This window comes from Acidovorax sp. WCS2018Noco2-16 (assembly GCF_031843945.1).
In the GTDB taxonomy this organism is placed as follows: Bacteria; Pseudomonadota; Gammaproteobacteria; order Burkholderiales; family Burkholderiaceae_C; genus Paracidovorax.
This window is the reverse complement of sequence record NZ_JAVTJJ010000001.1, coordinates 26,235-50,004: the sequence shown is the minus strand read 5'-3', so window position 1 is coordinate 50,004 and position 23,770 is coordinate 26,235. Positions and strand designations below refer to the sequence as shown.

The window sequence follows — 23,770 nt, the reverse complement described above, 5'->3', positions numbered from 1 at the left end:
GCAGCCGTACGCAGATCGCGAGCGGCGTGACCCCCGTGCCTTGTGGTTACTTCAGTGCCTTGTAGCGCATGCGCTTGGGCTTGGCGCCCTCTTCGCCCAGGCGCTTTTTCTTGTCGGCTTCGTATTCCTGGTAGTTGCCGTTGAAGAAGGTCCACTGGCTGTCGCCCTCGGCCGCCAGGATGTGCGTGGCGATGCGGTCGAGGAACCAGCGATCATGGCTGATGACCATCACGGTCCCGGCGAATTCGAGCAACGCGTCTTCCAGCGCACGCAGGGTTTCCACATCGAGGTCGTTCGACGGTTCATCGAGCATCAGCACGTTGCCGCCCGCGATCAAGGTCTTGGCCAGGTGCAGCCGGCCGCGCTCGCCGCCTGATAGCGTGCCGACTTTCTTCTGCTGGTCGGCACCGTTGAAGTTGAAGCGGCCCGCATACGCACGGCTGGCCATCTGGAACTTGCCGACGTTGATGATGTCCAGGCCGTTAGAGATGTCTTCCCACACGGTCTTCTGGTTGGCGAGTTCGTCACGGTGCTGGTCGACGAAGGCCGCACGCACGGTGGAGCCGATGATGACCTCGCCGCTGTCCGGCTGCTCCTTGCCCGCGAGCAACTTGAAGAGCGTGGACTTGCCAGCGCCGTTGGGGCCGATGATGCCGACGATGGCGCCCGGTGGCACGCTAAAACTCAGGTTGTCGATCAGCATGCGCTCGCCGAAGGACTTGCTCACGCCGTGGAACTCGAACACCTGCTGGCCCAGCCGCTCGGCCACAGGAATGAAGATTTCCTGCGTTTCGTTGCGCTTCTGGTATTCCATGTCGCTCAGCTCTTCGAAGCGGGCCAGACGCGACTTGCTCTTGGCCTGACGCGCCTTGGGGTTCTGGCGCGACCACTCCAGTTCTTTCTTCAGCGCCTTGGCATGGGCTTCTTCGCCCTTTTGCTCTTGCGCCAGGCGGTCGCCCTTTTGCTCCAGCCAGGTGCTGTAGTTGCCCTTCCATGGAATGCCGCGACCGCGGTCCATTTCCAAGATCCATTCGGCCGCGTTGTCCAGGAAATAGCGATCATGGGTGATGGCCACCACGGTGCCCGTGAAGCGCTGCAGGAAAACCTCGAGCCACTCCACCGATTCGGCGTCCAAGTGGTTGGTCGGCTCGTCGAGCAGCAGCATGTCGGGCTTGGACAGCAGCAGGCGGCACAACGCGACGCGGCGCTTTTCGCCACCCGACAGCAGGCCGATCTTCGCGTCCCACGGCGGCAGGCGCAGTGCGTCGGCGGCGATTTCCAGCTGGTGCTCGGAATCGGTACCGGCGGTGGCAATGACCGCTTCGAGCTGGGCCTGCTCGGCAGCCAGCGCATCGAAGTCGGCGTCTTCGGCGCCGTAGGCGATGTAGACCTCTTCCAGCCGCGCCTTGGCCGCGAACACCGCACCCATCGACTCTTCGACTGATTCGCGCACCGTGTGCTCGTTGTTGAGCTTGGGCTCCTGCTCCAGGTAGCCGATGGTCATGCCGGGCATTGGCAGCGCTTCGCCCTCGAATTCCTTGTCGACGCCCGCCATGATCTTGAGCAGGGTCGATTTGCCCGAGCCGTTCAGGCCGAGAACGCCGATCTTGGCGCCGGGGAAAAACGAGAGCGAAATATCTTTCAAGAGCTGCCGCTTCGGGGGCACGGTCTTGCTGACATGGTTCATCGAATACACGTACTGGGCCATTGACTTTCTTTCTTTGGAATGGGCGGCGTCCTGCAGGGTTGAGCGACCTGCGCAAAGGTCGTGCCGGAAGACGCGGTTTCAGCGTTGATTATCGGGTGCTTTGCGCCTCGCGGCAGCGCGGGCGTTCCTGCCCACCCTCACAATGCACGCCGAATCTAATGGCCAGCCACGTATGCGGCGCACCGCATGCGGCCAAGACGTGCCACAATAGCCACTCAGCCGCCGGCTCCAGTGACCGGCGGACTCAGCAACCTGCTGGGGACTTGGGATGCAGCCTTGCGGCGCTCCCGCTCCCGATCCTGAAGAATCATCAGCCTATGACTGGCCGCAGCCCCACGGGTTCGCGACAGGCCGATGCCCCAAGCGCCCTGGACAGGGCGCCTCCTTGAATGAACTTTGACGAACTGAACCTGGCCCCAGAGATCCTGAAGGCCGTGCACGAACAGGGTTACGAGACCCCTACGCCGATCCAGGCACAAGCCATCCCTCTGGTGCTGGCAGGCCATGACCTGTTGGCCGGCGCGCAGACCGGCACCGGCAAGACCGCCGCCTTCATGCTGCCCTTGCTGAACCGCTTGGCGCAAGGCACGGCACCGAAGAGCAAGTTTGGTGGCAAGGGCGTGCGCGCCTTGGTGCTGACCCCCACGCGTGAACTCGCAGCCCAGGTCGAAGAATCCGTGCGTGAGTACGGCAAGTACCTCGACATCAATTCCACCGTCGTCTTCGGCGGCGTGGGCATGAACCCGCAGATCGACCGCATCAAGCGCGGCGTCGACGTTCTGGTGGCCACGCCTGGCCGCCTGCTCGACCTGCAGCAGCAGGGCTTTCTCGACCTGTCGACGGTCGAGATTCTGGTGCTGGACGAAGCCGACCGCATGCTCGACATGGGCTTCATCCACGACGTGAAGAAGATCCTCGCCCTGGTGCCTAAGGACAAGCAGAGCCTGCTGTTCTCGGCCACCTTCAGCGACGAGATCCGCGATTTGGCCGGCACGCTGCTGAAGAACCCGCAGAGCATCCAGGTCACGCCGCGCAACACCACGGTGCAGCGAATCACGCAGGTGATCCACCCCGTGGGTCGTGGCAAGAAAAAGCAGGTGCTGCTGCACATCATCCAGGAACACAACTGGAGCCAGGTGCTGGTGTTCACCCGCACCAAGTTCGGCGCCAACAACGTGGCCGAATTCCTGACCAAGAACGGCGTCAACGCGATGGCGCTGCACGGCAACAAGAGCCAGAGCGCCCGCACGCAGGCGCTGGCCGGCTTCAAGAGCGGCGACATCCGCGCTCTGGTGGCCACTGACATCGCGGCACGCGGCATCGACATCGACGAGCTGCCGCACGTCGTCAACTTCGAAATCCCTAACGTGTCGGAAGACTACGTTCATCGCATTGGCCGCACCGGCCGCGCGGGCGCCAGCGGTGAGGCCGTGAGCCTGGTCTGCATGGACGAAGAGGGTTTCATGATGGATATCGAACGCTTCACCAAGCAGGAGATTCCCGTCCAGATCCTGGAAGGCTTCGGCCCTGAAGCCGGCGAGAAGGCCGAGCCCATTGCCATGGGTCGCCAGACCATTTGGGGCGGCGCAGGCAAGCCTCCGAGCCGTGACGTCATGCAGGCGGCTGCCAAGGCCGCACGCAGCGAGATGATGGACCGCATCCGCACCAACAAGGCCGGCCAGGGCGGCGGCGAACGGGGTGGAAAGCCAGCCGGCAATGGCGGCGGCGGTGGCGGTGGCGGACAACGCTCTGCAGGCGGCCCCAAGAGCGGCAGCGCCAACGGCGGCGGCGGTGGTGGTCGCAACGGCCCCCGTGGCGGTGCTGGCGGTGGCCCGCGCGGCCCTGGCGGCCCATCGGCCCAGCCGGGCGGCGGCGGTGGACGTGGCGGCTTCGGTGGCGCTCCTCGTGGCGGCAACGGCGGTGGCAATGGTGGCGGTGGCGCTCCGCGCTTCGACGACAGCCAGCCGCGCCGTGAAAACGCGCACCTGGTCACCCAGGCCGGCGCACACCTGGGCGCACCGCGCCATGGTGGCAGCGGCGGCGGTCAACCCGACCCGATGCGCACCAGCGTGGACAGCATGGCGGGTGGCCGCCGTGGCGGCGGGGGCTTCCGTGGTGGCAACGGCGGTGGCAATGGTGGCGGTGGCGGCTATGGCGGCGGCAACCGTGGCGGTGGCGCCGGCGGACGCGGCGGCCCACGTAGTGGTGGCGGTGGCGGTGGCGGCGGTGGTGGCGGTGGCTACGGCCGTTGATACCCTTTCCTCCCTCGCATGAGTGAGTGATGCACTGGCGGCCCGAGGGCCGCCAGCGTCGTTCTGGGGTGGCGCTTTTTCCAAATCCGATCTTCCCAGCGCGCTCAACAAACGAAAAAAGGGCCTGCAAGCATCACGCTTGCAGGCCCTTTTTTGATAAGGCATCCAGCCTTGCGACTCTAAGCCGCAAGACTTGGAACGCGCTTGATCAGGCGAAGTTGGCTTCGGCAAACTTCCAGTTCACCAGATTCGCGAGGAAGGTCTCGACGAACTTGGGACGCAGGTTGCGGTAGTCGATGTAGTACGCGTGTTCCCACACGTCGACCGTCAGCAAGGCCTTGTCGGCCGTCGTCAGGGGCGTGCCGGCGGCGCCGGTGTTCACGATGTCCACGCTGCCGTCGGCCTTCTTGACTAGCCAAGTCCAGCCCGAACCGAAGTTGCCCACGGCGCTCTTGACGAAGGCTTCCTTGAACGCGGCGTAGCTGCCCCACTTGGCGTTGATGGCGTATGCCAGCGCGCCGGTAGGCTCGCCGCCGCCTTGAGGGGCCATGCAGTTCCAGAAGAAAGTGTGGTTCCAGATCTGGGCAGCGTTGTTGTAGATGCCGCCGCTGGACTTCTTGATGATCTCTTCAAGTGGCAGGCTCTCGAATTCAGTGCCCTTTTGCAGGTTGTTCAGGTTCACCACATAAGCGTTGTGGTGCTTGCCGTGATGGTATTCCAGCGTTTCCTGGCTGTAGTACGGCGCCAGGGCGTCGATCGCGTAAGGCAGCGGCGGCAGGGTATGTTCCATGGTGAAGTCCTTCGTGGGTTGATTGAATTTCTAAGAACGCATCGCTGGCGGGTACCAAGGCACCTGCACGCGGCGAAGGTCGATTGTAGGAAGTAAACCAAGGCCGCCTTTGTAGGCGGGCCGAGAGACTTCAACACCGCCTTTGTTGCCGATGGCCCAAGGCAGCAAACCAGTGTCTAAAGCAGGCGGCGCTGCGATACGGTCAGGTCAATTTCGCCGTCGGCCAGTTGGCCTACCAGCGCGTCGCCTGGGTGCACCTGGCTGGGCCGTGTCACCGGCTGGCCCTGCGCGTCGGTCAGCAGGGCGTAGCCGCGTTGCAGTACCAAGCGGGGGTCGAGCAGCTGCAGCCGGAGTGCGGCACGCTCCAGCCGCTCGGTCTGCGCGGCAAGCCGGCGATCCACCGCCACGGGCAAACGGGCCTGCAGCGCTTGTCTCTCCTGCGCAAGGCACTGCAATTTCAATAGCACCGCATGGCGCATGCGCTGCCCATGCCGCGCGAGCTGCAACTGCTGTCGGCCCACCAGTCCGGATGGCCGCCCCAGGCGCTGCACCGCCATGTCGAGCCGCTGGTGCCGCACATCCATCTGGCGCTGCAGGGCGTCCTGCAGACGCTCGCCCAGCAAGTCCAGCGCGCCCAGCCACACAGCGCGCGGTTGCGACACCAGCTCGGCGGCCGCGGTAGGCGTAGGGGCGCGCAGGTCGGCGCAGAAGTCGGCAATGGTGAAGTCGGTTTCGTGCCCCACCCCACTCACCAGCGGCACCGGGCTGGCCACGATCATGCGCGCCACCTGTTCGTCGTTGAAGGCCCACAGGTCTTCGATGGAGCCGCCGCCGCGCACCAGCAAGATCACGTCGATGGGCACAGTGTTAGGAGCGCTTTCGGCCTCCAGCGCTCGTCCCTGCTCGGTATGTTGATACAGTTTCGATAGCGCCGCACAAATCGACGCAGGAGCCTGCGTGCCCTGCACCAGCGCGGGCGCCAGCACCACGGGAATGTGCGGAACGCGGCGGCGCAGTGCGGTCACCACGTCATGCAGGGCCGCAGCGCCAGCGGACGTGACCAGCCCGATGCCGCGGGGCATCAGCGGCAATGGCCGCTTGCGCGCGCTGTCGAAAAGCCCTTCGCCTTCCAAACGAGCCTTCAGCCGCAGGAACTGCTCAAACAAGGCGCCCTGCCCCGCACGCTGCATGCTCTCGACGATCAACTGGAGATCGCCTCGCGCCTCGTAGACCCCCAGGCGGCCGCGCAACTCCACCAGTTCGCCGTCGCGCGGGCTGAAGTCAAGCAGGCTGGCAGAGCGGCGAAACATGGCGCTGCGGATCTGCCCGTTCGCGTCTTTCAACGTGAAGTAGCAATGCCCGCTGGACGCCCTGGAAAACCCCGTGATCTCGCCGCGCACCGCGACGGGGTTGAAACGCGCCTCCAGGGCGTCAGCGATGGCGCGGCAGAGCGAGCCGACCTCCCAGATACGCGGCGTCGCGCCTGGCTCTGCACGTTCAAACATAGGCGGGGCGCGGCTTTGCAGGCATGTCGGCCCGAGTATTAGTCCACAGAAGAGCGCGAGCGGCAGCTAACGCATAGCAGCATGCCCAGGCAAGCGCAAGCGCCAGCGAATTAATGCAAGCCCTTGATTTCAAAGCGTTTTTCACTGCGCGATTTTTCATCAATCTGTCAAAGTCTTGATCTGGCGCCACTTGGCGGGCGATGCCGGGGTAGTTGCCCACAAAGTTATCCACAGTTTTTGTGGGTGACGCGGTGAGCCGGCAGGATGGGGCGAGGGGTGCGGAAGGGATGAAACGCCCGCTTTGGACAAGCGCCGGGTGGGCCATAATCGCCGACTGGATTTCATCCGCCCGGAGAGTGAATTGCTGTCGATCATACAAGCCGCAGGCTGGCCTATCTGGCCACTGATAGCCTGCTCTGTCATTGCCCTGGCACTCGTGCTGGAACGCTTTCTGGCCCTCAAGACCTCCCGCGTGGCACCGCCAAAGCTGCTGGACGAGGCCATCTCCGTGTCGTCCCGCGCCGTCCCCACTCCCGATGTGGTGAACCAGCTGGCGCAGAACTCGGCCTTGGGCGAGGTGCTGGCCACTGGCCTGCGCACGCTCAACAGCCATCCGCAAAGCACCGAAGCCGACCTGCGTGCCGCCATGGAAGGCGCCGGCCGTGCCGTGGCGCACCGGCTTGAGAAGTACCTGAGCGCGCTGGCCACCATCGCTTCGGCAGCGCCTTTGCTGGGCCTGCTGGGCACGGTGATCGGCATGATCGAGATCTTCGGTTCGCAATCGGGCGGTGGCGGTGTGGGCCAGGCCACCGGTGGCGGCAATCCGGCACAGCTGGCGCACGGCATTTCCATCGCGCTCTACAACACGGCGTTCGGTTTGATCGTGGCCATTCCGGCGCTGATCTTCTGGCGCTACTTCCGCAGCCGGGTCGACGCCTATCTGCTGACGTTGGAGCTCTCGGCCGAGCAGTTCCTGCGCCACATCAACCGCCTGCGCAAGTGATTCGCGCACCCGGAACGCACCGCCCATGAACTTTCGCCCCCGCGCCAAGGAAGAGCCCGAGATCAACCTGATCCCGTTCATTGACGTGCTGCTGGTGATCCTCATCTTCCTGATGCTGTCTACCACCTACAGCAAGTTCACCGAGCTGCAGCTGACGCTGCCAGTGGCCGACGCAGAGCAGCAGCGCGACCACCCCAAGGAAATCATCGTGTCCGTGGCCGCCGATGGCCGCTATGCGGTGAACAAGGCCAGCGTCGATGGCAAGGGCGTCGAAGGCGTCGCGCGTGCGCTGACTGCCGCCGCCTCGGCCGGCAAAGACAGCGTGGTCATCATCAGCGCCGACGCCTCGTCGCCGCATCAGGCAGTGGTGACTGTGATGGAAGCCGCTCGCCGCGTGGGACTCTCGCAAATCACCTTCGCCACGCAATCGTCGGGCGGCGCGGCGCGCTAGCGGCAATGCCCTCCCCGCTGCAACAGGTCTGGTCGCATCGCGGCTGGGGCGCCTGGGCTCTGCGGCCGGTTTCCTGGCTTTATGGCGCCGTCGTGGCCTTGCGCCGCGCGCTGTACCGTACCGGCGTGCTGCGCGCGCACCGTCTTTCCGTACCGGTGATCGTGGTGGGCAATGTGATCGCCGGGGGCGCCGGCAAGACCCCCGTCACGCAAGCCGTCGTACGCCATCTGCAGGCCGCTGGCTGGCAGCCCGGCATCGTCTCGCGCGGCTATGGCCGGCAGACCACCGACTGCCGCGCCGTACTGCCTGACAGCAGCGCCGCCGACGTGGGCGATGAACCCGCGCTGCTGGCCCGCAGCACGGGCGCCCCGGTGTTTGTCGCAGCCCGCCGTGCAGAGGCTGCCCATGCCTTGCTGGCGGCCCAGCCTGCCGTCAACGTCATCGTCTGCGACGACGGCCTGCAGCATCTGGCGCTGGCCCGCGACATCGAGCTGTGCGTGTTCAACGACGAAGGCATTGGCAACGGCTGGCTGCTGCCGGCCGGCCCGCTGCGCGAGCCCTGGCCGCGCCCGGTGGACGCGGTGCTGCACGCCGGGCCTCGCCCCACGGGCGGCGATGCGCCGGCCTTTGCCCTGCAGCGCGGATTGGCAGCCGACGCCGTGCAGGCCGACGGCTGCCGCGTGCCGCTGTCCAGCCTGTTAGGGCAGCCACTGCACGCCATTGCGGCCATTGCCAGGCCACACGACTTCTTCAGCATGCTGCGCGCCCAAGGGTTGACGGTGGAACATGCCGAAGCGCTGCCAGATCACTATGATTTTAATAGCTGGAAGCGCTTATCTGATAAGCGATACAGGCTGATTTGCACCGAAAAAGACGCGATCAAGCTGTGGCCGAATTACCCCGACGCACTGGCCGTTCCGCTGGCTCTGCGTCTGCCACCCGAGTTCTTCACGACGCTGGATGCGCAACTGGCGCGAGCCAACTCGCAACTATCATCGGCAGCTGCGGCCTGACCGACGGCCGCGCCCTCTTCTCACCCGCACATATCGCCCCACCGGGCGCCGACGCCATGGACCCCAAACTGCTCGACCTACTGGTCTGCCCTGTCACCAAAGGCCCGCTCGTTTTTGACCGTGATCGCCAGGAACTGGTCTCGCGCAGCGCGCGCCTGGCCTACCCTGTGCGCGACGGTATTCCCGTGCTGCTGGAAAACGAAGCCCGCACCCTCACCGACGACGAAATCGACGCTGCATGAGTGGCGCTGCTGTGCCCGCTCGGCCTGCTCGGCCAGATTTCACGATACTGATCCCGGCCCGCCTGGCATCGACCCGCCTGCCGAACAAACCGCTGGCGGACATCGCCGGACTGCCGATGGTGGTGCACGTGGCGCGCCGCGCTGCGCTCAGCGGTGCACGGCGCAGCGTGGTGGCGGCAGATGACGAGCGCATCGTCGCGGCATGCCGCCAGCATGGTGTGGAAGCCGTGCTCACCCGCGCCGATCATGCGAGCGGCAGTGACCGGCTGGCCGAGGCGTGCGAGTTGCTCGGGCTGGCGGGTGACGACATCGTGGTCAACGTGCAGGGCGACGAGCCGCTGATCGACCCCGCCCTCATCGATGCCGTGGCCGGGCTGTTGTCCGAGCGCCACGACGCCAGCATGGGCACGGCCGCGCACGCCATCGATTCAGTCGACGACTACGTGAATCCCAACGTGGTGAAGGTGGTGCTCGACGGACGGGGATTGGCCCATTACTTCAGCCGCGCCCCCATTCCGCACGCACGCGACCATGCGCCAGGCACGGCTTGGTGGAAGGACGCTACCGGTCCAGCCGGCTACGCGCCGCTGCGCCACGTTGGCATCTACAGCTACCGCTCCGCATTCCTGCGGCAGTTTCCGCAACTGGCACCAGCCCCCACCGAGGCGTTGGAAGCGCTGGAACAATTGCGCGCGCTATGGCACGGCCACCGCATCGCGGTGCACGTGGCGGCGACGGCGCCCGGCCTGGGCGTCGATACGCCGGCGGATCTGGAACGCGTGCGTTCCCTGTTGGCTTAGGCGGCCCAGCCAGCACTGCGCCCGGCCAGACCCGCCATGCACCCAGGCGGTGCGAAGACGCCGCGAAACGCGCTCGGCAACTACTAGCGCCGCGCCGCGTCACCTTGATGACGCGTCAGTTTGGTGCAGGTGTCGCATGCTATCCTCGACCGCAACGATTGCACCCGCCCGGCGCACGCTCAGCCGCGGCCGGATGCCAGCCGAATTCAACATCGAGAGGAGATCCATGAAGCTGATTCTTTTGGGCGCGCCTGGCGCGGGCAAAGGCACCCAGGCCGCGTTCCTTTGCAAGAAGTACGGCATTCCGCAAATTTCCACGGGCGACATGCTGCGCGCCGCGGTGAAGGCCGGCACGCCGCTGGGTCTCGAAGCCAAAGCCGTGATGGACGCTGGCGCGCTCGTCAGCGACGACCTCATCATCAATCTGGTAAAGGAACGCATCGCCCAGCCCGATTGCGCACAAGGCTTCCTGTTCGACGGCTTTCCCCGCACCATTCCCCAGGCCGACGCCATGAAGGCCGCCGGCGTCAAGCTGGACTACGTGCTGGAAATTGACGTGCCGTTCGAAGCGATCATCGAACGCATGAGCGGCCGCCGCTCGCACCCGGCCAGTGGCCGCACATACCACGTCAAGTTCAATCCGCCCAAGGTCGACGGCAAGGACGACGTGACCGGTGAAGAACTGATCCAGCGCGAAGACGACAAGGAAGCCACGGTGAAGAAGCGCCTGGATGTCTACAGCGCGCAGACCCGCCCGCTGGTCGACTACTACTCGAGCTGGGCTCAACAAGAGCCCGATGCAGCGCCCAAGTACCGCGCCATCAGTGGAACGGGATCAGTGGAAGAAATCACCCAGCGCGCGCTGCAGGCCCTGTCGAACTGACCGCAGCCTGAACCGATGAACAAAGCCCCGCATGCGGGGCTTTTGCTTTGGGCGGTAGGTGATAGGCATTCAGTGCGAGCGAGCCGCCAGCAGTTCAAGCAACAACGAACCCCGCGCCTTTACCGCCCCCAGGCCGTGCGCATCAGCCTGCAGGGAATCCCCCGGACGCGGCAACACCCGGCCCAGCAGGCAGCGCGAGCTCACCCGCACCGCCACGCCCGCCGCTTGTGCACGCAGTAGCGCAGCCTCCAGATCATGGTGCAGCGTGCCGTTGCCCGTTGCAGCCACCACCAGGCCCGCCACGCCGTCGGCCACCAGCAGATCCACTACACGGCCCGACGCACCGGCGTGGTTGAGCAACACCTCGACGCGGGGCCAGCTTGACGGTGCAGCGGTGGCCCACTGAGAGCGGGCATGCAGTGGCTCAGCGGAAGGCCAGTCGCGCGCCAGCCGCACCTGGCCTTCCTCCACCCAGCCAAGGGGGCCGCTGTCTCCGGAATCGAAAGCATCCACGCGATACGGATGTACCTTGCGAACCTGCTCGGCACCATGCAGCGTGCCGGCGGCTACCGCCACGACGCCACGCGCACCTGGGGTGGCAGCCACCGCCACGGCATCGAGCAGATTCTGCGGCCCGTCTGGCGTCAGGGCGGAGGCCGGCCGCATGGCGCAGGTCAGCACCACTGGCTTGTGGGCATCCAGCACCAGCCGCAGGAACCAGGCCGTCTCTTCCAGCGTATCGGTGCCGTGCGTGATGACGATGCCGCGCACCTCGGGGTCGGCCAGATGCACTGCGCAACGGTCGCCCAGCCGCTGCCAGATGCCGAAGTCCATGTCCTTGCTGTCCACCTGGGCGACCTGTTCGGCCACCAGCTCGCCGCCCGCAGCGGCCACCAGGCCAGGCACCGCATTCAGCAGTTGCTGCACCCCCACCTGGGCAGCGATGTAGCCGATGTTGTCCGACGAGTCGCTGGCGGTGCCAGCGATCGTGCCCCCCGTTCCCAGCACCACGATTTTTTGAGCGCCCACTTGCATCCTTCGAAAAACTGGTTAAAAATACAGGTACTGGATTAAAAAACAGTCCCGCCGTCGATCCTTTTGATCACCGCATTGCACTGGAACCTCGCCATGCTCGACAGTCCCAAGCTCACCGCCCGCCAGCAACAGATTCTGGATCTCATCCAGACCGCCATCGCCCGCACTGGTGCTCCACCCACTCGCGCCGAAATCGCTGCGCAACTGGGCTTCAAGTCCGCCAATGCGGCCGAGGAACACCTTCAGGCGCTGGCACGCAAAGGCGTCATCGAACTGGTCAGCGGCACGTCGCGCGGTATCCGCCTGCGCAGTGAAACCGTGCGCTCCATCAACGCGGCACGCGGCACGCAGTTCAATTTGCCCATTCCAGGCCTGTCACAGCTGGTGCTTCCGCTGATCGGCCGCGTCGCCGCAGGCTCGCCGATTCTCGCGCAGGAACATGTAGACCAGACCTATAGCGTGGAAGGCAGCCTGTTTCAGCACAAGCCCGACTACCTGCTGAAAGTGCGCGGCATGTCCATGCGCGATATCGGCATCATGGACGGCGACCTGCTGGCAGTTCAGTCCACGCGCGAAGCCCGCAACGGCCAGATCATCGTCGCCCGCCTGGGTGACGACGTGACCGTCAAGCGCTTGCGCCGAACCGGCACGGCCGTTGAGCTGCTGCCAGAAAACCCAGACTACCCGGTGATCACCGTTCAACCCGGTGAGCCGTTCGAAATCGAAGGCCTGGCCGTAGGGCTGATCCGCAACACGATGCTCATGTAGCGCGAACGCGGCGTGCCGCAGGTGGCGGGCGTCTGGCGGTGGGGTGGGAGTACGGCGCACATAGCGCCTTACCAAAGCCTTACACGCCAACCCTGCGGCAAGTCGCCCAATGGCAATCCTGCCTGTGTTCAACCCTCCGTGCCGTCGCACGGGGCTGGTGCTGCCACCGGGCGGCCCGGGTTGCCAGCTTGCTCGCGCACTGTCTTGAAATGGCTTATTTGAAAAGCCAGGTTGAGTCGTCGCCGACTTGCGAAAAGCAATCTGAGCTAGCCGTTCCGGAACGCTCCAGCGCTGTTCGAGGCATTGACCACGATGGAGTTTTCACATGGGAATTGCCCTGCTTGCCTTTTCGTCTTTGTCGCAGCCCGTCAAAGCCCTGACTCAGTTTTTCGCTCGCCCAAGCCGCGGCGCAAGCCCGAGCGATGCACTGCCCTCAAATCATGTCCGCCCGGCAGCCGGCATTGGTTCTCAGCAGCCCGCTGCCCCTTCTTGCCAGCCAGTGGCCACAGCGAATGCCCCATTGGCCAGTCCGGCTCCAGTGGTGTCCAGTTCGGGCTTTTCCGCTCCTGCAGGGACATGGCCAGTGATTGCACCTGCGCGTTCCTTGTTGACCCTGCCACGGCAACAGGTTCCGTCGACTTCACGGGTAAATGCCTTGCCCGCTGCACCTGCGAAGGCTGCCAACGCCGACCGCTTTCATGCCGGCACCGGCAGCTACCAGCACGGTTCTGCCCTCAAGAAAGACCGCCCCATGCTGCGCGTGATGCGCCGCGTACACGCGACCGACCCCGCAAGGCTGGTGATTTCCGGGCGTATGGCCGATGTATGCGCTGAGCTCGACCGCCTGGCAGCATCAGAGGCTCACTTGGCCGTCTGACCACCAGGTTTCGAACCACGCAGGCGAAGGCGAACTCGAATGGACCTCACCGTCACCGGCCCGCTGTGCGCCGCCCGTTGAGTGACTTCGCCAGCGTCCGTGCTGTCATCACACGCTACGCGTTGATCTGTGCCCAGAGCTTGTCCAGTCGTTTGACGCTGACCGGCTGCGGGGTGCGCAGTTCCTGCGCGAAGAAGCTCACGCGCAATTCCTCCAGCAGCCAGCGCAACTCTTGCATGCGACTGTCCACCTTGCCCTTTCGGTCAGCCACCAGGCGCCAATAGCGCTGCTCCTGTGGGCGCAATTCCGTCAGTCGTGCTGCATCGCGCGAAGGGTCGGCCCGGTGCTTGTCCAGCCGCAGGGTGATGGCCTTGAGATAGCGTGGAAAGTGCGCCAGTTGAGTCCACGGCGCTGCTGCCAGGAACTGCCGGGGCATCAACCGCTGCAGTTGCTGCTGGGCGTCCTGCGTGGCCTCCGGCGCGTTCTTCGTGTCCTTGATCTTGCGCGCGGCAGTGGCAAACTCCACCAGGATGGTGCCAGCCAGGCGGGCGACTTCGTTGGCAATCAGGGTGAGGCGACCCCGTCCCTCTTCCACCCGGCGCTTGAAGTCGGCCTCGTTGGTCGGCAGCGGGTCTTGCAGAAAGGCGCGCTCCAGCGCAATGTCGAGAATCTGCGTGCGCAGTTCTTCCTGTGTGCCCAGCGGCATGTAGGCGACGGCCATTCGCTGCAAGTCTGGAATGTTCTTTTCCAGGTACTTCAGCGCGTCCTTGATCTGCAGCGCGAACAGGCGCCGCAGCCCCGCGCGGTGCTTGGCTGCCGCCGCTTCGGGCTCGTCGAACACTTCGATGGTGACGGCGTCGGTGCCGTCGATGAGCGCCGGAAAGCCGATCAGCGTCTGGCCTGCCTTGCGAATTTCCATCAGCTCGGGCAACTCGCCGAAGGTCCAGGCCGTGTAGCGTTGTCCGGCGGCCGTGGCCGGCTTGTTGGCAGCATCTGCAGCAGCGGGCGTTTTCGCGGCCTGGCCACCAGATCTATTTGCTACACTTTTAATAGCTACTTGCGCTTTACTATCAAGCGCTGGAGGCATATTTGATGCTAAATCTCCACCACCAGCGAGCTTCAGCCCCGCGAGCGCTTGAAACGCGCCGCGCGCCTTGGCGCCCCACTCCGCCTTCAGCGCACCCAGGTTGCGCCCGTGGCCCAGCTGCCGCCCGTGTTCGTCCACCACGCGGAAGTTCATGAACAGATGGGGGGACAGCATGTCCAGCTTGAAGTCTGCTCGCTTCACATCCAGCGACGTTTCTGTCTGCACCTGCTTGAGCAGCACGTCGGTCAGGCTGCCATGGCCGAAGCGCTCGGGTGCACCGAGCAACCCAGCCAGCCGCGCGGCGCTTTCGGGCAGCGGCACGAAGCGGCTACGCGGGCGCTGCGGCAGGCTTTTCAGCAGCGCCTGGATCTTCGCCTGCAGCATGCCAGGCACCAGCCATTCGCAGCGTTCGTCGTTCACCTGGTTCAGCACGAACAGCGGCACGGTCACGGTGATGCCATCGCGGGCATCCCCCGGTTCGTGCAGGTAGCTGGCAGCGCAGTCCACGCCGCCCAGCCGCACGGTCTTAGGGAAGGCGTTGCTGGTGATACCGGCTGCTTCATGGCGCATCAACTCGTCGCGGGTCAGTTTGAGCAGGTCGGGGTTCTGGCGGGCTTCGTCGCCGTACCAAGCCTCGAAGCCGGCGCCCGTGCACACGTCGGCCGGCACCTGCTGATCGTAGAAGGCGTAGATCAGCTCGTCGTCCACCAGCACGTCCTGGCGGCGTGACTTGTGCTCCAACTCTTCCACCTTGGCGATCAGCTTCTGGTTGGCGGCCAGGAACGGCAGGCGCGTCTCCCACTGCCCCGCCACCAGCGCCTCGCGGATGAAGATGTCCCGCGCAGCGTGCGGATCGACCTTGCCGAAGTTGACGCGGCGGTTGTTGTAGATGACCAGACCGTAGAGCGTGGCGCGCTCCATGGCGGACACCTGCGCAGCCTTCTTTTCCCAATGCGGGTCGAGCAGCTGCTTTTTCAGCAGGTGGCTGCCGATCTCTTCGACCCATTGCGGCTCGATGGCGGCGATGCCGCGCCCGAAGAGGCGTGTGGTCTCCACCAGTTCTGCCGCGACGATCCAGCGGCCGGGCTTCTTGCTCAAGTGCGCGCCAGGGTGCTTGTAAAAGCGAATGCCGCGCGCGCCCAGGTACCAGTCTTCCTCTTCGCTCTTGATGCCCAGGTTGCCCAACAGGCCGGCCAGCATGGACAAGTGAATTTGCTCGTAGCTGGCGGGTGTGGTGTTGATCTTCCAGCGGTGCTCGGTCACCACGGTGAGCAACTGCGTGTGGATGTCGCGCCATTCGCGCAGGCGCCGCACGCTGATGAAGTTCTGCCGCAGCAGCGCCTCGTACTGGCGGTTGCTGAGCTTGTGCGTGGGATGGTCCTGCGGCTGCGTGGGTGCGGGTGCCGGTGGGGCGGCAGCCGCCATGCGCTGCGCGATGGGCAGCACGGCTTGCGACGGCGCCCCCTTGCGGGCGGCTTCGCGCTGCATGCGTGCAGACGGCAGGCTGGGCGCACCACCACGCGCCTCGCCAATCCACTTCCACAGCTTCAGATAGCCGCTGAATTCGCTCTTCTCGTCGTCGAACTTGGCGTGCGCCTGGTCGGCTTGCTGCTGCGCTTCGAGTGGGCGGTCGCGCACATCCTGCACCGACAAAGCGGAGGCAATCACCAGCACTTCGTCCAGTGCCTTACGGTCGCGCGCTTCCAAGATCATGCGGCCCACGCGCGGGTCCAGCGGCAGGCGCGACAGCTCCACGCCCATGGGTGTCAGATCGTTCGCCTCGTTGACCGCGCCGAGCTCGCCCAGCAACTGGTAGCCGTCGGCAATCGCGCGGCCCGATGGCGCCTCGATGAACGGAAACTGTCCCACGTCGCCCAGGTGCAGCGACTTCATGCGCAAGATGACCCCGGCCAGCGACGAACGCAGGATTTCGGGGTCGGTAAAGCGCGGGCGGCTGTTGAAGTCGGCCTCGTCGTACAGGCGAATGCAGATGCCGTTGGCCACGCGGCCGCAACGGCCGGCGCGCTGGTTGGCCGCGGCCTGGCTCACGGCCTCCACCAGCAGTTGCTCCACCTTGCTGCGAAAGCTGTAGCGCTTGACCCTTGCCGTTCCTGCGTCGATGACGTATCTGACGCCCGGCACCGTGAGCGAGGTTTCCGCCACGTTGGTGGCCAGCACGATGCGCCGGCCGGTATGGCCGTCGAAGATGCGGTCCTGCTCGGCCTGCGACAGGCGCGCGAAGAGCGGCAGCACCTCGGCATTGCGCATGACGGGCTGGTGCGCCAGGTGCTTGCGCAAATGGTCGGCCGCTTCGCGGATTTCGCGCTCGCCAGGCAGAAAGACCAGGATGTCACCGGCCGCATTGCCGGCCCACAACTCGTCCACGCCGTCGGCAATGGCTTCGTTCAGGCCGTAGTCGCGCGTATCTTCGAAGGGCCGCCAGCGTTGTTCCACCGGAAAGGTGCGCCCCGACACATAAATCACCGGTGCCGGGCCCTTGGCAGACTCGAAGTGCTTGGCAAACCGGTCCGCGTCGATGGTGGCCGAGGTGACGATGATTTTCAGGTCGGGCCGGCGCGGCAGGATCTGGCGCAGATAGCCGAGCAGGAAGTCGATGTTCAGGCTGCGTTCATGGGCCTCGTCAATGATCAGCGTGTCGTAGGCCTTGAGCAGCGGGTCGTTCTGCGTCTCTGCCAGCAGGATGCCGTCGGTCATCAGCTTGACCGAGGCGTCGCGCGACAGCCGATCCTGAAAGCGCACCTTGAAGCCCACCACGTCGCCCAGCGGCGTCTTGAGTTCTTCGGCGATGCGCTTGGCCACGCTGCTGGCAGCAATGCGGCGAGGCTGGGTGTGGCCGATCAGTTGGCCCTTGTTGCCGGCCGGGGCGTTGCATTTGCCACGGCCCAGCGCCAGGGCGATCTTGGGTAATTGGGTGGTTTTTCCCGATCCGGTTTCACCGCACACGATGATGACCTGGTGCTGCCGTATGGCCGCCATGATCTCTTCGCGCCTGCCCGATACGGGCAGAGATTCAGGAAATTCGATACGCAGGGCAGGCGTGGCGGGCTGGGGAATGGAAGGCACGGATTCGCTCATGAAGACCGCCATTATCCGAGGCCGCCGCCGGCACTGCACGCCCGATCATCTTTGGCCCGCGCACCACGGCAGATTGCGCCGCCTCGCCTGCGCATGCATCCGTTCCCGGATCGACGCACCTAGAGCTTCTACCGATACAAAACCCCAAAACCAGTTATAGACTTTATCAAGTAGCCAGACTAACTATATTCAAAGACAACAGACTGACCTCCTTGCAAAGGCAGTTTGCTCAAGCCACCAACGGCAAGAGGAGACGAGATGACAGCTGCAGCCACTGCACGCCTCCCGTGTGCGCACCACCTTATGCCATTGCGTGCAGACCCATGGGGATGGAGCAATGACTTGACCGCGCACGTCGCCGCTGCGCCATGCGGCTTTCCCCGATGGGTCATGACGCCCTACACAGCGCTCACTTAGCGCACAGCCCGACGAAGGCAGCACTGGCCGCTGCCCCTGCCCCTTACAGCGCACGCGGCCCTGCAGCCGCGGCGATCCCCGAGTGCCCCCAAGCACATGCCGCGCCGCTCGGCCGGCATCCACGACCAGAGAGCGAAAACCCGAGCAACGGCCAATGCATGCGCACCTGGCAGAAAAAGTCGGCGCCGGGACGATTGAGGAGACATTCATGAGCAAGACGAGACTTATCCGCCGCCAATGGTGTGCGGCTTTGGTCGGCACCACTGCCGCTTTGGCTGCGCATGCGCAGACGCCACCGCCGCCCGCAGCGTCGAGCGTGAGCATGTTTGGGCTGGTGGACATTGGGGTGGAGCGGGTGAACAACGTGGGCGCCAGCGGCAGCGGGTTGACCCGCATGCCCACCAACACCGGCACGTTTCCCTCGCGCCTGGGCTTTCGGGGCAGTGAAGACCTGGGTGGCGGCTTGCGCGCGGTGTTCACGCTGGAAATGGGCTTCGCGCCCGACCAGGGCACGCTGGCCCAAGGTGGCCGAGGCTTCGGACGCCAGTCCTTCGTCGGTCTGGCGGGCCCCTGGGGCGCCGTGACGGCGGGGCGCCAGTACTCGATGATTTATTGGTCCATGTTCGACGCCGACGTCATCGGGCCGGCGGTCTATGCCCCGGGCTCACTGGACAGCTACCTCCCCAATGCGCGCGCTGATAATTCCCTTGCCTATCGCGGCACCTTCAGTGGCCTGACGCTAGGCGCCCAATACAGCTTCGGGCGTGACACCGTCAACGCAGGCCCCAGCCCCGTGGGCACCAACTGCGCCGGTGAAAGCGCTAGCGACAGCAGGGCCTGCCGCCAGTGGTCTGCCATGGCCAAGTACGACACTCCGAACTGGGGCGCAGCACTGGCCTACGACCGAATGAACGGCCGCAACACCACATCGGCCACAGACATCGTGTTCGCCAACCTCAACAGCAGCAGCCGAAGCGATGAACGCCTGAGCGTCAACGGCTATGTCAAGTGGGTGGGCGCCAAGTGGGGCGGCGGCCTGGTGCGTCGCGACAACGATGGCGACACCATCAAGCCGCGCAGCAACCTCTGGTACTTCGGCGCCACCTATCCGGTGACCACCAACCTGACCCTGGACGGGCAATACATTCGGCTGAACTACAAGTCGGTGGACGACAACGACTCGCAGATGCTGATTGCCCGGCTGACCTACAGCCTGTCCAAGCGTACGGCCGTGTACGCGCAAATGGGCCACATCCGCAACGACCGCCTGGCTGCCGTGTCCGTCAGCGGGGGCGCTGCAGGCAGCAACCCTGCCGCCGGCGCGTCGCAAACCGGTGTCAACGTGGGAATGCGTCATGCCTTCTGATGCGGCCCTCCATCCCGATTCAAGGAGCTTGTCCATGACCCAACGTCGCCATTTCATTCAGGCGCTAGGCTCTGCCGCCGCCCTGGCGGGCCTGTCTCCGCTGGCCGCGCTCGCTCAGGTGCTGGATACCGCACGCATCGTTGTCGGCTTTCCCCCCGGAGGTACGGCCGACGTGATGTCCCGCCGCATCGCCGACCGGCTGGCCCCGGCGGGCTACGTCAAGAGCGTGGGCCTGGTGGACAACAAGAGCGGCGCCGGCGGGCGCATCGCGGTCGAGGCCGTCAAGGCGGCCGCACCCGACGGCGCCACCCTGTTGTTGACGCCCCACTCGGTGCTCACGGTGTACCCCGGCATCTATCCCAAACTGTCGTACAAGCCATTCGAAGACCTGACACCCGTCTCGCTGGGCGCCACGCTCTCGCACGCGCTTGCGATAGGGCCGATGGTTCCGGCGAGCGTGAAGAACGTTGCCGATTTTCTTGCCTGGGCCAAGGCCAACCCCAAGGACGCCAGCTACGGCTCTCCCGCTGCGGGCTCCATTCCGCACTTCATCGGCGCGCTGCTGTCCAAGCACAGCGGCGTTGATCTGCGGCATGTACCGTATCGCGGGTCCATCCCGGGAGTGACCGATACGGTGGGTGGGCAGATTCCGGCCATGGTCACGCCGGTGGGAGACTTCATTCCCAATGCCAAGACAGGCAAGCTGCGCATCCTGGCCACTTCAGGGCCGAAGCGCACGCCTTTCACGCCAGACGTGGCCACCTTTTCCGAGCAGGGCTTCGACTACATCCGCTTCGATGAGTGGTACGGCTTCTACGCGCCAGCCCGCACTCCAGCGGCCGTCGTGTCAGCCGCCAGCGTGGCCATCAACAAAGCGCTGCAAGACAAGGTCGTGATCGACAGCCTGGCCACCTTCGGGCTCATTGCCGGCGGCTCCACACCGGCCGAGTTGGACGCAATGACCCATCAGGAATTCGAGCGCTGGGCGCCCATCGTCAAGCAGATCGGTTTCACGGCCGAGTCCTGAGAACCGCCTGACACGTATCTCCGTCCGAATTGCCTGGTGGGCCGCACCCTCCGCCGGGGCCACGCGCCTCGGCGGAGGCTCTGCATGCGGCAGCCACGCAGCGGCGACTCGGTTGAGCGGCGGTCGAACGGGTGGCCAGTGGGCGACATCCCACAGCCACTATCATTTCGCCCTTCGCACCGCACTGCGGCCCGCCCTGCCCGCCTGACCGTCCATGTCCGCCGTCTTCAATTTCACCTTCGTTCCCTGGTTTCGCTCCGTTGCGCCCTATATCCACAAGTTTCGCCACCAGACCTTCGTGATCGGGCTGCCGGGCGAGGCCATCGCTGCGGGCAAGCTGCCGCACATCGCGCAGGACCTGGCGATGATCCAGGCCATGGGCGTGAAGATCGTGTTGGTGCATGGCTTTCGTCCGCAGGTGAACGAACAACTGCATGCCAAGGGCCATGCGGCCAAGTATTCGCACGGCATCCGCGTGACCGACTCGGTCGCGCTCGACTGCGCGCAAGAGGCCGCAGGCCAGCTGCGCTACGAGATCGAGGCGGCCTTCAGCCAAGGCCTGCCGAACACGCCCATGGCGGGCTCCACGGTGCGCGTGATTTCGGGCAACTTTCTCACCGCTCGGCCTGTGGGCATCGTCGACGGCGTCGACTTTCAGCACTCGGGCCTGGTGCGCAAGGTCGATACGGCCGGCATCCGCCGCTCGCTGGACATGGACGCCCTGGTGTTGCTCTCGCCCTTCGGTTTTTCGCCCACGGGCGAGGCCTTCAACCTGAGCATGGAAGAGGTGGCCACGTCTGTCGCCATAGCGCTCAAGGCCGACAAGCTGGTGTTCGTGTCTGAAGTGCCGGGCATCCACACCCAGCCCGATGCGCCTGCAGGAGAAGACAATCCCATCGACACGGAGCTGCCGCTGGACCACGCGCGCCGCATGCTGTCCACGCTGCCGCCCGCGCAAACCCCTGCCGACACCGCCTTCTACCTGCAGCACTGCGTAAAGGCCTGCGAGGGCGGCGTGGAGCGCAGCCACATCATTCCCTTCGCCGTGGATGGCGCACTGCTGCTGGAGATCTACGTGCACGACGGCATCGGCACCATGATCGTGGACGAAAAACTGGAAGAGCTGCGCGAGGCCACGCCCGACGACGTGGGCGGCATCCTGCAACTCATCGAGCCGTTCGAGAAAGACGGCACGCTGGTCAAGCGCGACCGCACCGAGATCGAGCGTGACGTTGCCAACTACACCATCATCGAACACGACGGCGTGATCTTCGGCTGCGCTGCGCTCTACCCCTACCCCGAAGCCGGCACGGCCGAGATGGCCGCCGTCACCGTGTCGCCGCACAGCCAGGGCACGGGCGATGGGGAGAAGCTGCTCAAGCGCATCGAGCAGCGCGCCCGCATCATGGGCTTGAAGAGCATCTTCGTGCTGACCACGCGCACGATGCACTGGTTCATCAAGCGCGGCTTCTCGCCCGTCGACCCGGAATGGCTGCCCGAGGCCCGCAAGAAGAAATACAACTGGGACCGGCGCAGCCAGGTGCTGGTCAAGAAGCTGTAGCGGCCCCGGCGCGGCCCACGGCCGCCGCCACATGCCGCGCCACCTGGGCGATGGCGGCATCGCGCACCTCGGGTGCCGCCGGCACGCCCGTCATGTAGCAGGTCACCAGCACGGGCGCGCTGCCGCCCGGCGGCCACAGCACACCGATGTCGTTGGACGAGCCGTTGCTGCCTGTGCCTGTCTTGTCGCCTACCTTCCAGCCTGGCACGCCCGCGCGCAGGCGTTTGTCGCCGGTCTGGTTGCCCACCATCCACGCCGTCAACTGAGCGCGAGACGCGGGCGACAACGCATTCCCCAGCACCAGCTTGCGCATGGTGTGCAGCATGGCGGTGGGCGTGGTGGTGTCGCGCGGGTCGCCTGCCACGGCCTCGTTCAAGGTGGGCTCGGTGCGGTCCAGCCGGGTGTGCGCATCCTCCAGTGACCGAACGAAGGCTGTCAAACCTGCCGGCCCGCCGTGGCGTGCAAGCAGCAGGTTGGCAGCGGTGTTGTCGCTGAGCGTGACGGTGGCGTGGCACAGCTCGCCCACGGTGATGCCGGCGGCGCCCACGTGCTTTTCCGTGACGGGTGAGTAAGCCACCAGCGCGCTGCGTTCGTAATGCACGCGGTGGGCCAAGGATTCCTGCCCACGATCTACGCGCTCAAGCATCCAGCCGGCCAGCACCAGCTTGAAGGTGCTGGCCATGGGAAAGCGTTCATCCTCGCGCCAGCCGAGGCTACGGCCCGAGCCCGTGTCGAGCATCGCCACGCCGAGCCGGCCACCCTGCAGCGTGAATTCGACCGCCTGCAGCGCCTGGTGCCAAGCCGCATCGCTCAGGGCGGCCGCCGGTGCAGCCAGCGTGCTCTGAGAAACCGCAAGCAGGCCCAGCCCGCTCACAAGACCATAGGAAAACTCGCGTCTCTTCAACATGCAATCCTCTTTGTGATGTCAGCAAGGTTCGAACGATAGAGACATTCCGCAGCCAACGCCAACGACAATAATCGCGAAGACGCCCCAGAAAAACTTCTACCAAGCTCTGCCATGCACCTGCCGCTCAACGCCCTGCGCGCCTTCGAGGTGTCTGCCCGCCACCTGAACCTGACGCGCGCAGCGCAAGAGTTGAACGTGACGCAGACGGCGGTGAGCCAGCACATCCGCAACCTGGAAGACCGCCTGGGCAAGCCGCTCTTTCGCCGTCTGCCGCGCGGGTTGGCGTTGACCGACGAGGGCCGGGCGCTGCTGCCCGTGCTGACCGAATCCTTCGGCCGCATGGCATCGGCGCTGGAGCAGTTCAGCGACCGCCGCCCGCGCGAAGTGCTGACGGTGGGCGCCGTGGGCACATTCGCCGTCGGCTGGCTGCTGCCACGCCTGCGCGACTTCCAACAGGCCTGCCCGTTTGTGGATCTGCGACTGCTGACCAACAACAACCGCGTGGATCTGGCGGCCGAAGGGCTGGACTACGCGATCCGCTTCGGTGACGGTGCGTGGCACGGCACCGAGGCCGATCGGCTGCTGGATGCGCCGCTGTCCGCCATGTGCACGCCCGCCATCGCGGCGCGGCTGCGTGCGCCGGGCGACCTGGCGCGCGAGTCGCTGCTGCGCTCTTACCGCTCGGACGAGTGGAGCACCTGGTTCGCGGCAGCCGACGTGCCCTGCCCGTTGGTGCGCGGCACGGTGTTCGACTCGTCACTGGCGCTTGCTGAGGCAGCCGCCCAAGGCGCGGGCGTGGCGCTGTTGCCCCAGCGCCTTTTCACGCGCGAACTGCAGCAGGGCCGCCTGGTGCAGCCGTTCGGTACCGAGATCGCACTTGGCGCGTATTGGCTCACGCGGCTGAAGTCGCGGCAAGCCGGCGCCGCCATGGACGCCTTTCGCGATTGGTTGCTGGCCGCCTGTTCTCAGCCCGCATAACGCA

19 protein-coding genes are annotated in these 23,770 nt (G+C 65.4%); 13 read left to right on the top strand and 6 right to left on the bottom strand.

Features of this window, described 5'->3' with window-relative positions:
- Positions 1 to 46: 46 nt before the first annotated feature.
- Positions 47 to 1,708, bottom strand: a complete 1,662-nt coding sequence (gene ettA / locus RQI28_RS00225; protein ID WP_311220592.1) for an energy-dependent translational throttle protein EttA — start codon at positions 1,706 to 1,708, stop codon at positions 47 to 49.
- 389 nt (positions 1,709 to 2,097) lie between these two features.
- Here ettA and RQI28_RS00220 point away from each other — a divergent pair, with 389 nt between their 5' ends.
- Positions 2,098 to 3,960, top strand: coding sequence for a DEAD/DEAH box helicase (locus RQI28_RS00220; RefSeq protein WP_311220591.1), 1,863 nt, complete (start codon positions 2,098 to 2,100; stop codon positions 3,958 to 3,960).
- 208 nt (positions 3,961 to 4,168) lie between these two features.
- On the opposite strand, the gene RQI28_RS00215 is transcribed toward RQI28_RS00220, so the two are convergent.
- Positions 4,169 to 4,750, bottom strand: a complete 582-nt coding sequence (locus tag RQI28_RS00215) for a Fe-Mn family superoxide dismutase (RefSeq protein WP_311220590.1) — start codon at positions 4,748 to 4,750, stop codon at positions 4,169 to 4,171.
- Between the two features lie 176 nt (positions 4,751 to 4,926).
- Positions 4,927 to 6,255: an exodeoxyribonuclease VII large subunit gene (xseA, locus tag RQI28_RS00210; RefSeq protein WP_311220589.1), complete on the bottom strand. Its 1,329-nt coding sequence runs from the start codon at positions 6,253 to 6,255 to the stop codon at positions 4,927 to 4,929.
- Between the two features lie 361 nt (positions 6,256 to 6,616).
- Between xseA and RQI28_RS00205 the strand changes: the two genes are divergently transcribed.
- The 6 genes from RQI28_RS00205 to adk all read left to right on the top strand — a co-directional run bounded on the left by RQI28_RS00205 (position 6,617) and on the right by adk (position 10,647).
- Positions 6,617 to 7,258, top strand: a complete 642-nt coding sequence (locus RQI28_RS00205) for a MotA/TolQ/ExbB proton channel family protein (RefSeq protein ID WP_311220588.1) — start codon at positions 6,617 to 6,619, stop codon at positions 7,256 to 7,258.
- 25 nt (positions 7,259 to 7,283) lie between these two features.
- Positions 7,284 to 7,709, top strand: a complete 426-nt coding sequence (locus tag RQI28_RS00200; RefSeq protein WP_311220587.1) for a biopolymer transporter ExbD — start codon at positions 7,284 to 7,286, stop codon at positions 7,707 to 7,709.
- 5 nt (positions 7,710 to 7,714) lie between these two features.
- Positions 7,715 to 8,722, top strand: a complete 1,008-nt coding sequence (lpxK, locus tag RQI28_RS00195) for a tetraacyldisaccharide 4'-kinase (RefSeq protein ID WP_311220586.1) — start codon at positions 7,715 to 7,717, stop codon at positions 8,720 to 8,722.
- Positions 8,723 to 8,778: 56 nt separating this feature from the next.
- On the top strand, positions 8,779 to 8,964 hold the full coding sequence (locus tag RQI28_RS00190) for a Trm112 family protein (protein ID WP_311220585.1): 186 nt from the start codon (positions 8,779 to 8,781) through the stop codon (positions 8,962 to 8,964).
- Positions 8,961 to 9,764 (top strand): 3-deoxy-manno-octulosonate cytidylyltransferase, encoded by an 804-nt coding sequence (gene kdsB / locus RQI28_RS00185; RefSeq protein WP_311220584.1) that lies wholly within the window; start codon positions 8,961 to 8,963, stop codon positions 9,762 to 9,764. The genes RQI28_RS00190 and kdsB overlap by 4 nt, the downstream gene beginning before the upstream one ends.
- Before the next feature lie 226 nt (positions 9,765 to 9,990).
- Positions 9,991 to 10,647: an adenylate kinase gene (gene adk, locus RQI28_RS00180; protein WP_311220583.1), complete on the top strand. Its 657-nt coding sequence runs from the start codon at positions 9,991 to 9,993 to the stop codon at positions 10,645 to 10,647.
- A gap of 69 nt (positions 10,648 to 10,716) precedes the next feature.
- Here the strand turns inward: adk and RQI28_RS00175 are convergent, their stop codons facing one another.
- Complete coding sequence (locus tag RQI28_RS00175) at positions 10,717 to 11,682, bottom strand: asparaginase (RefSeq protein WP_311220582.1); 966 nt, start codon at positions 11,680 to 11,682, stop codon at positions 10,717 to 10,719.
- Positions 11,683 to 11,775: 93 nt separating this feature from the next.
- Between RQI28_RS00175 and lexA the strand changes: the two genes are divergently transcribed.
- The gene (gene lexA, locus RQI28_RS00170) at positions 11,776 to 12,450 is read left to right on the top strand and encodes a transcriptional repressor LexA (protein ID WP_311220580.1); all 675 of its coding nucleotides are present in this window, start codon (positions 11,776 to 11,778) and stop codon (positions 12,448 to 12,450) included.
- A 655-nt stretch (positions 12,451 to 13,105) separates the two neighbouring features.
- Complete coding sequence (locus RQI28_RS00165) at positions 13,106 to 13,327, top strand: hypothetical protein (protein WP_311220579.1); 222 nt, start codon at positions 13,106 to 13,108, stop codon at positions 13,325 to 13,327.
- Between the two features lie 115 nt (positions 13,328 to 13,442).
- Here the strand turns inward: RQI28_RS00165 and hrpA are convergent, their stop codons facing one another.
- Positions 13,443 to 17,510, bottom strand: coding sequence for an ATP-dependent RNA helicase HrpA (gene hrpA / locus RQI28_RS00160; RefSeq protein ID WP_311220578.1), 4,068 nt, complete (start codon positions 17,508 to 17,510; stop codon positions 13,443 to 13,445).
- Between the two features lie 625 nt (positions 17,511 to 18,135).
- Here hrpA and RQI28_RS00155 point away from each other — a divergent pair.
- The 3 genes from RQI28_RS00155 (at position 18,136) to argA (ending at position 21,881) form a co-directional block, all read left to right on the top strand.
- Positions 18,136 to 19,293 carry a porin gene (locus tag RQI28_RS00155; RefSeq protein WP_311220577.1) on the top strand — a complete coding sequence of 386 codons (1,158 nt, stop codon included), beginning with the start codon at positions 18,136 to 18,138 and terminating at the stop codon, positions 19,291 to 19,293.
- A 34-nt stretch (positions 19,294 to 19,327) separates the two neighbouring features.
- Positions 19,328 to 20,320 (top strand): Bug family tripartite tricarboxylate transporter substrate binding protein, encoded by a 993-nt coding sequence (locus RQI28_RS00150; RefSeq protein ID WP_311220576.1) that lies wholly within the window; start codon positions 19,328 to 19,330, stop codon positions 20,318 to 20,320.
- A 214-nt stretch (positions 20,321 to 20,534) separates the two neighbouring features.
- Positions 20,535 to 21,881, top strand: a complete 1,347-nt coding sequence (argA, locus tag RQI28_RS00145) for an amino-acid N-acetyltransferase (protein WP_311220575.1) — start codon at positions 20,535 to 20,537, stop codon at positions 21,879 to 21,881.
- On the opposite strand, the gene bla is transcribed toward argA, so the two are convergent.
- Positions 21,868 to 22,788: a class A beta-lactamase gene (gene bla, locus RQI28_RS00140; protein WP_311220574.1), complete on the bottom strand. Its 921-nt coding sequence runs from the start codon at positions 22,786 to 22,788 to the stop codon at positions 21,868 to 21,870. The genes argA and bla overlap by 14 nt on opposite strands.
- Positions 22,789 to 22,899: 111 nt before the next feature.
- Between bla and RQI28_RS00135 the strand changes: the two genes are divergently transcribed.
- Entirely contained in the window at positions 22,900 to 23,766 is an 867-nt protein-coding gene (locus RQI28_RS00135) for a LysR family transcriptional regulator (RefSeq protein ID WP_311220573.1), read from the top strand.
- The last annotated feature ends 4 nt before the right edge of the window (positions 23,767 to 23,770 follow it).

Bases quoted from the DNA above. Each gene is read 5' to 3' on its own strand.
- ettA (WP_311220592.1), bottom strand. From the start codon at position 1,708: ATGGCCCAGTACGTGTATTCGATGAACCATGTCAGCAAGACCGTGCCC.
- RQI28_RS00220 (WP_311220591.1), top strand. From the start codon at position 2,098: ATGAACTTTGACGAACTGAACCTGGCCCCAGAGATCCTGAAGGCCGTG.
- RQI28_RS00215 (WP_311220590.1), bottom strand. From the start codon at position 4,750: ATGGAACATACCCTGCCGCCGCTGCCTTACGCGATCGACGCCCTGGCG.
- xseA (WP_311220589.1), bottom strand. From the start codon at position 6,255: ATGTTTGAACGTGCAGAGCCAGGCGCGACGCCGCGTATCTGGGAGGTC.
- RQI28_RS00200 (WP_311220587.1), top strand. From the start codon at position 7,284: ATGAACTTTCGCCCCCGCGCCAAGGAAGAGCCCGAGATCAACCTGATC.
- lpxK (WP_311220586.1), top strand. From the start codon at position 7,715: ATGCCCTCCCCGCTGCAACAGGTCTGGTCGCATCGCGGCTGGGGCGCC.
- RQI28_RS00190 (WP_311220585.1), top strand. From the start codon at position 8,779: ATGGACCCCAAACTGCTCGACCTACTGGTCTGCCCTGTCACCAAAGGC.
- kdsB (WP_311220584.1), top strand. From the start codon at position 8,961: ATGAGTGGCGCTGCTGTGCCCGCTCGGCCTGCTCGGCCAGATTTCACG.
- adk (WP_311220583.1), top strand. From the start codon at position 9,991: ATGAAGCTGATTCTTTTGGGCGCGCCTGGCGCGGGCAAAGGCACCCAG.
- RQI28_RS00175 (WP_311220582.1), bottom strand. From the start codon at position 11,682: ATGCAAGTGGGCGCTCAAAAAATCGTGGTGCTGGGAACGGGGGGCACG.
- lexA (WP_311220580.1), top strand. From the start codon at position 11,776: ATGCTCGACAGTCCCAAGCTCACCGCCCGCCAGCAACAGATTCTGGAT.
- hrpA (WP_311220578.1), bottom strand. From the start codon at position 17,510: ATGAGCGAATCCGTGCCTTCCATTCCCCAGCCCGCCACGCCTGCCCTG.
- RQI28_RS00155 (WP_311220577.1), top strand. From the start codon at position 18,136: ATGAGCAAGACGAGACTTATCCGCCGCCAATGGTGTGCGGCTTTGGTC.
- RQI28_RS00150 (WP_311220576.1), top strand. From the start codon at position 19,328: ATGACCCAACGTCGCCATTTCATTCAGGCGCTAGGCTCTGCCGCCGCC.
- argA (WP_311220575.1), top strand. From the start codon at position 20,535: ATGTCCGCCGTCTTCAATTTCACCTTCGTTCCCTGGTTTCGCTCCGTT.
- bla (WP_311220574.1), bottom strand. From the start codon at position 22,788: ATGTTGAAGAGACGCGAGTTTTCCTATGGTCTTGTGAGCGGGCTGGGC.
- RQI28_RS00135 (WP_311220573.1), top strand. From the start codon at position 22,900: ATGCACCTGCCGCTCAACGCCCTGCGCGCCTTCGAGGTGTCTGCCCGC.